Source organism: Variovorax sp. 01T439_2 (genome assembly GCF_056398445.1).
This window is the reverse complement of the sequence record NZ_JBFTPJ010000448.1, coordinates 1-4635: the sequence shown is the minus strand read 5'-3', so window position 1 is coordinate 4635 and position 4635 is coordinate 1. Positions and strand designations below refer to the sequence as shown.

5 protein-coding genes and 2 pseudogenes are annotated in these 4635 nt (G+C 71.8%); all 7 read right to left on the bottom strand.

The window, feature by feature from the left end; translation table 11 throughout:
• Nucleotides 1-99 (bottom strand): annotated as a pseudogene (locus tag AC1DOC_RS20100) (5,6-dimethylbenzimidazole synthase); the annotation flags it as partial.
• Between the two features lie 5 nt (nucleotides 100-104).
• The gene (cobO, locus tag AC1DOC_RS20095; protein WP_012747662.1) at nucleotides 105-674 is read right to left on the bottom strand and encodes a cob(I)yrinic acid a,c-diamide adenosyltransferase; all 570 of its coding nucleotides are present in this window, start codon (nucleotides 672-674) and stop codon (nucleotides 105-107) included.
• Between the two features lie 29 nt (nucleotides 675-703).
• Nucleotides 704-1486: an ABC transporter ATP-binding protein gene (locus AC1DOC_RS20090; protein ID WP_018905058.1), complete on the bottom strand. Its 783-nt coding sequence runs from the start codon at nucleotides 1484-1486 to the stop codon at nucleotides 704-706.
• Nucleotides 1483-2493 carry a FecCD family ABC transporter permease gene (locus AC1DOC_RS20085; protein ID WP_026284069.1) on the bottom strand — a complete coding sequence of 337 codons (1011 nt, stop codon included), beginning with the start codon at nucleotides 2491-2493 and terminating at the stop codon, nucleotides 1483-1485. The genes AC1DOC_RS20090 and AC1DOC_RS20085 overlap by 4 nt, the downstream gene beginning before the upstream one ends.
• 15 nt (nucleotides 2494-2508) lie before the next feature.
• Nucleotides 2509-3378, bottom strand: coding sequence for an ABC transporter substrate-binding protein (locus tag AC1DOC_RS20080; RefSeq protein ID WP_018905060.1), 870 nt, complete (start codon nucleotides 3376-3378; stop codon nucleotides 2509-2511).
• Nucleotides 3375-3950, bottom strand: a complete 576-nt coding sequence (locus tag AC1DOC_RS20075) for a bifunctional adenosylcobinamide kinase/adenosylcobinamide-phosphate guanylyltransferase (protein WP_012747658.1) — start codon at nucleotides 3948-3950, stop codon at nucleotides 3375-3377. Before AC1DOC_RS20075 ends, AC1DOC_RS20080 begins: the two co-directional genes overlap by 4 nt.
• A pseudogene (locus AC1DOC_RS20070) lies at nucleotides 3940-4635 on the bottom strand (cobyrinic acid a,c-diamide synthase); the annotation flags it as partial. The gene AC1DOC_RS20075 and the pseudogene AC1DOC_RS20070, both read right to left, overlap by 11 nt.

The following is a 4635-nucleotide window of genomic DNA, read 5'->3' as shown; positions in this document are numbered from 1 at the left end:
GGGCGCCACCTGCCCCCCTGCGAAGTGACGCATGTCGCGCCGCTCATGGATGGCGCGGTACACCGCCCTCACCTCGTCGGCCGCGAAGGCTTGCGACATCGAAATCAGTCCTCGATGCCGCGCTGCGCCGGAATGCCGGCCTTGAATGCGTGCTTGACCATGGCCATCTCGGTCACGGTGTCGGCCAGCTCGACGATCTCGGGCGGGCAGCGCCGGCCCGTGAGCACCACGTGCACGTGCTTGGGCCGCGTGCGCAGCGTTTCGAGCACGCCTTCGAGCGGCAGCCAGCCGTAGATCAGCGGATAGGTGATCTCGTCGAGCACCACCAGGAAGAACTCGCCCGAAAGAATGGCCGCCCTGGCTTTTTCCCAGCCATCGCGCGCGAGCTGGGCCGAGTGTTCGAGGTCCTGGCTCTTCCAGCTGAAGCCGTCGCCCAGCCCTTCGATCGGAATGCCGATCTGCTCGAACATGCGGTGCTCGCCGAAGCGCGCCGAAGGCACCTTCATGAACTGGTAGATCTTCACCGCCTTGCCGCGGCCGTGCGCGCGCAGCGCCAGGCCGAAGGCCGCGGTGCTCTTGCCCTTGCCGTCGCCGGTGTTGACGATGACGATGCCGCGGCGTTCGCCTTCGGCCTTGTCGTACGGCTTCTCGCTGGGGGGAGTTTCGATTTGCATGAGGCGGGCTCCGTGTTGATGGGGGGCGGTCAGTTCGGCAGCGCGATCCACTGCTCGGCCACGCGGTGCACGCGGATGCGGTGGTCGAACACCTGTTCGAGCGCGGCGTGGGTGGCCGGGTCGCTGCTGCCGCCGTGGTGCACCACGCGGCCGTGGTTCATCACCACCAGCTCGTCGGCGGCCAGCGCCATCGGCAGTTCGTGCAGCACGCTGACCACGGTGCGGCCGTCGGCCACCAGGGCGCGCGTGGTCTGCATCCAGTCGGCCTGGTGCGGCGGGTCGAGGTTGGCGAGCGGCTCGTCCATCAGCAGCAGCTCGGCCTCGACCGCGAGCGCGCGCGCCAGCAGCACGCGCTGGCGTTCGCCGCCCGAGAGCTGTCCGAGCGGCCGTTCGCGCCAGTCCCACGCTTGGGTGCTGCGCAAGGCACGCTCCACCGCCGCGCGGTCGGCCGGGCTCGGCGCCGCGAGCCAGCGCTGGTGGGGCAGGCGGCCGAGCATGGCGATGTCGTAGACCATCAGGTCGTCGGCACTGCCCTCGCCCGCCGCGCCGCTCTGGCCCAGCCACGACAGGCGCTGCGCGCGAAGGCGGCCCGGCACCTTGGCCGATGCTTCGCCAAAAAGAAAGACTTCGCCGCGGTGCGCGAGCAGGCCCGCGAGCGCCTTGAGCAGGGTCGACTTGCCCGCCCCGTTCGGCCCGACCAGGCTGGTCCAGCGCGCCGCGCCGAGCTTCAGGTCGATGCCGTGCAGCACCTCGGTGTTGCCGAGCGTGGCGCCCAGGCCGCGGGCTTCGAGTGCGGGGATCTCCTGGCTCATGCCACCCCGCCCCGCGCGCTGCGCCTGTGCATCAGCCACAGCAGGTAGCTGCCGCCGAGCACCGCCGTGAGCACGCCCACGGGCAGTTCCTGCGGCGCGATGAGCCAGCGCGCCAGCAGGTCGGCCGCCATCAGCAGCAGGCCGCCCATTGCGGCCGACAGCACGATCAGCCCGGCATGCGTGGTCTTGACCACCGAACGCACGAGGTGCGGCGCGGCCAGGCCGACGAAGGCGATGAGCCCGGTCTGCGCCACCGCCGCGCCCGTGGCCAGCGCGAGCACCACCACCAGCGTGGCGCGCATCGCGCCCAGCGGCAGGCCGAGGCTGCGGGCCGTCGCTTCGCCGAGCGCAAGGCCGTCGAGCACCGGCGCGAGCGCCCAGCCCAGCAGCAGGCACACCGCACCGACCGCGGCCATCACCGCGCATGCGCTCCAGCCGACCAGGCCTGTGCTGCCGAGGATGAAGCCCTGGATGGCCTGCAGGATGTCGGCAGAGGCGATGGTGATCAGGTCCTTGGCGGCGCCGAGCACCACGCCGACGATCACACCCGCGAGCAGCAGCCGCAGCGTCTGCTGCACGCCGCGCGCAAGCACCAGCGTGAGCATCACCGCGAGCACCGCGCCCACGAAGGCCGCGCCCGTGAGCCCCAGGCGCATCGCCCATTGCGTGCTGGCGGCCGAGCCGCCGAACAGCAGCAGCGCCACCGCCACGCCGAGCGAGGCCCCCGAGGCGCTGCCCAGCAGATAAGGATCGGCCAGCGGATTGCGGAACAGCCCCTGCGCCACCGAGCCCGCGAGCCCGAGCAGTGCGCCCGCGAGCCACGCGCCCAGCGTGCGCGGCAGCCGGATGTCCCAGACGATGCGCAGCGCCACCGGATCGCGCCATGCCGCGACCAGGCTTTCGAAGCCGGTGCTGCCGATACCCAGGCCGAGCGCCGCCAGCGCGCCGCCCAGCACCAGCAAGGCGATGCCGAAGAGCCAGACGCGGCGCTGATGGCGTGTGTGCATGAAGTCCACCCGGGCTCAGCCGGCCTTCTCGGCGATGCAGCGCGCCATCAGCCGCGCGGCCTCGTCCATGCGCGGGCCGGGGCGCACGAGCACGTCCGACTGCGCGGCGTCGAAGCGGCAGATGCGCCCTTCGCGCACCGCGCGGATGCCGCTCCAGCCCGGGCGCTGCTCCATGCCTGCCGCGCTGCGCACGCTGACCATGATGAGATCGGGATTGGCGCGCACCACGTATTCGGGGTTGAGCTTGGGAAAGGGCCCGAGCGAAGCCGGCACGATGTTCTTCATGCCCAGGCGCGCGAGCGTCTCGCCGATGAAAGACGACTCGCCGGCCGCATAGGGCGCGCTGTTGACCTCGAAGTAGACGCGCTGGCCCCTGGCACTGGCCGGCAGCGACTGCGCCGCGGCCGACACGCCGGCATCGATCGCGCGCCAGATGTTTGGCGCCTCGCGGGTGCCGAGCACCTGGTCGAGCTTGTCGAGCACGCGCCGCACGTCGGCATGGCTCTTGGGTTCGAGCACCAGCACCTTGAGGCCCAGCGCCTCGAGCCGCTGCGTCACGCGCGACGACTTGGCGAGCAGCACCGCATCGGGCCGCAGCGCCACGATGGCTTCGACGTTCGGGTCGAGCCCGCCGCCCAGCTGTGGCAAGGCGCGCACCGCATCGGGCGAGTTGGAATAGTTGTCGACGCCCACCAGCCGCGAACAGGCACCAAGCGCGCAGACGCCTTCGGTCAGCGACGGCAGCAGCGTGACGATGCGCTGCGGCGGCTGCGGCAGGCTCACCGTCACGCCGCGCTCGTCGACCACGTCGATGGCATGCGCGGCCAGCGCGAAGAGGCCGAGGCCAAGCGCCGCGGACAAGCACCGAATCCAGCGGGCGGTCATGCGGGTGCCTTCAGGGTCAGCGGCAAGCCGGCCGCCATCAGCGTGACGCGGTCGCAGGCGGCCGCCACGTCCTGGTTCATGCGGCCCAGCGCATCGACGAAGGCGCGCGTTTCGCGGCCGAGCGGAATCACGCCCAGCCCGATCTCGTTGCCGACCAGCACCACCGGCCCGCGCGCTTCGCGCAGCGCCATCAGCAGCATCGCGGCATGCGCCGCCGGCGTGCGCGTGACCGGCTGCGCGGTCTCGCAGCGCAGCGGCATCAGCAGGTTGGTGAGCCAGAGCGTGAGGCAGTCGACCACCACCAGCGTGTCGGGCGAACTCTGCGTGACGATGGCGCGCGCCAGTTCGACCGGTTCTTCCACGGTTCGCATGGCGGGCACGCGGCGGGCGCGGTCGGCCTGGTGGCGCACGATGCGCTCTTGCATCTCTTCGTCATGCGCCTGGGCGGTGGCAATCAGCACGGCGCGCCGCATGGCGGGCGCCTCGGCCAGCCAGTCGGCGGCGCGCTGCTCGGCGCGGCGCGACTTGCCGCTCTTCTGGCCGCCGAGGATGAATTCGTGTTCAACGCGCATGCGCATCGGCCTCCGGGGTTTCGTGTTCGAGCTCGATCGGCATCGCGCCGAACAGCCTGGCCGTGGCTTCGGGGCTGGACGCGAACCACGCATGAAAATAGCTCGCCCGCACCGGGCCGTGCACATAGAAGGCCTCTCCCGCGCGGGCGTCCGCGCCGGGCCTGCCGGTGAAGGCCGCCGGCACCAGCGGCGTTTCGCAGCTCGAATAGTGAAAGGTGTGGCCGCGCAGCGTGTGGGCACCCAGTGTGAGCTGCTGCGGCCCGAGGCCGGACAGCCGCTTGTGCATCGCGACCCGGCCCGGCAGCAGCCCCCAGAGCGCGTGCGATGCGCCATCGGCCGTTTCCAGTTGCTCGAACAGCGACATCATGCCGCCGCACTCGGCCCATACCGGCTTGCCCGCGGCGGCGTGCGCGGCCAGCGACGCGCGCAGGGATTCGCTGGCGGACAGCGCCTTCGCATGCAGCTCGGGGTAGCCGCCGGGCAGCCAGAGCGCATCGCATGCGGGCAACGCATCGCCGGCGAGCGGAGAGAAGAACACGACCCGCGCGCCCAGCGCCGCAAGCACGTCGAGGTTGGCCGGATAGATGAAGGCAAAGGCCGCATCGCGCGCGACCGCGATGGTGCGCCCCTGCAGCAGCGGATCGATGCGCGCCGGCGGCTCGGCCGCGGCAGCCTCGAAGCGCAC

Coding starts and splice junctions, on each gene's coding strand:
- cobO (WP_012747662.1), bottom strand. CDS start 674: ATGCAAATCGAAACTCCCCCCAGCGAGAAGCCGTACGACAAGGCCGAA.
- AC1DOC_RS20090 (WP_018905058.1), bottom strand. CDS start 1,486: ATGAGCCAGGAGATCCCCGCACTCGAAGCCCGCGGCCTGGGCGCCACG.
- AC1DOC_RS20085 (WP_026284069.1), bottom strand. CDS start 2,493: ATGCACACACGCCATCAGCGCCGCGTCTGGCTCTTCGGCATCGCCTTG.
- AC1DOC_RS20080 (WP_018905060.1), bottom strand. CDS start 3,378: ATGACCGCCCGCTGGATTCGGTGCTTGTCCGCGGCGCTTGGCCTCGGC.
- AC1DOC_RS20075 (WP_012747658.1), bottom strand. CDS start 3,950: ATGCGCGTTGAACACGAATTCATCCTCGGCGGCCAGAAGAGCGGCAAG.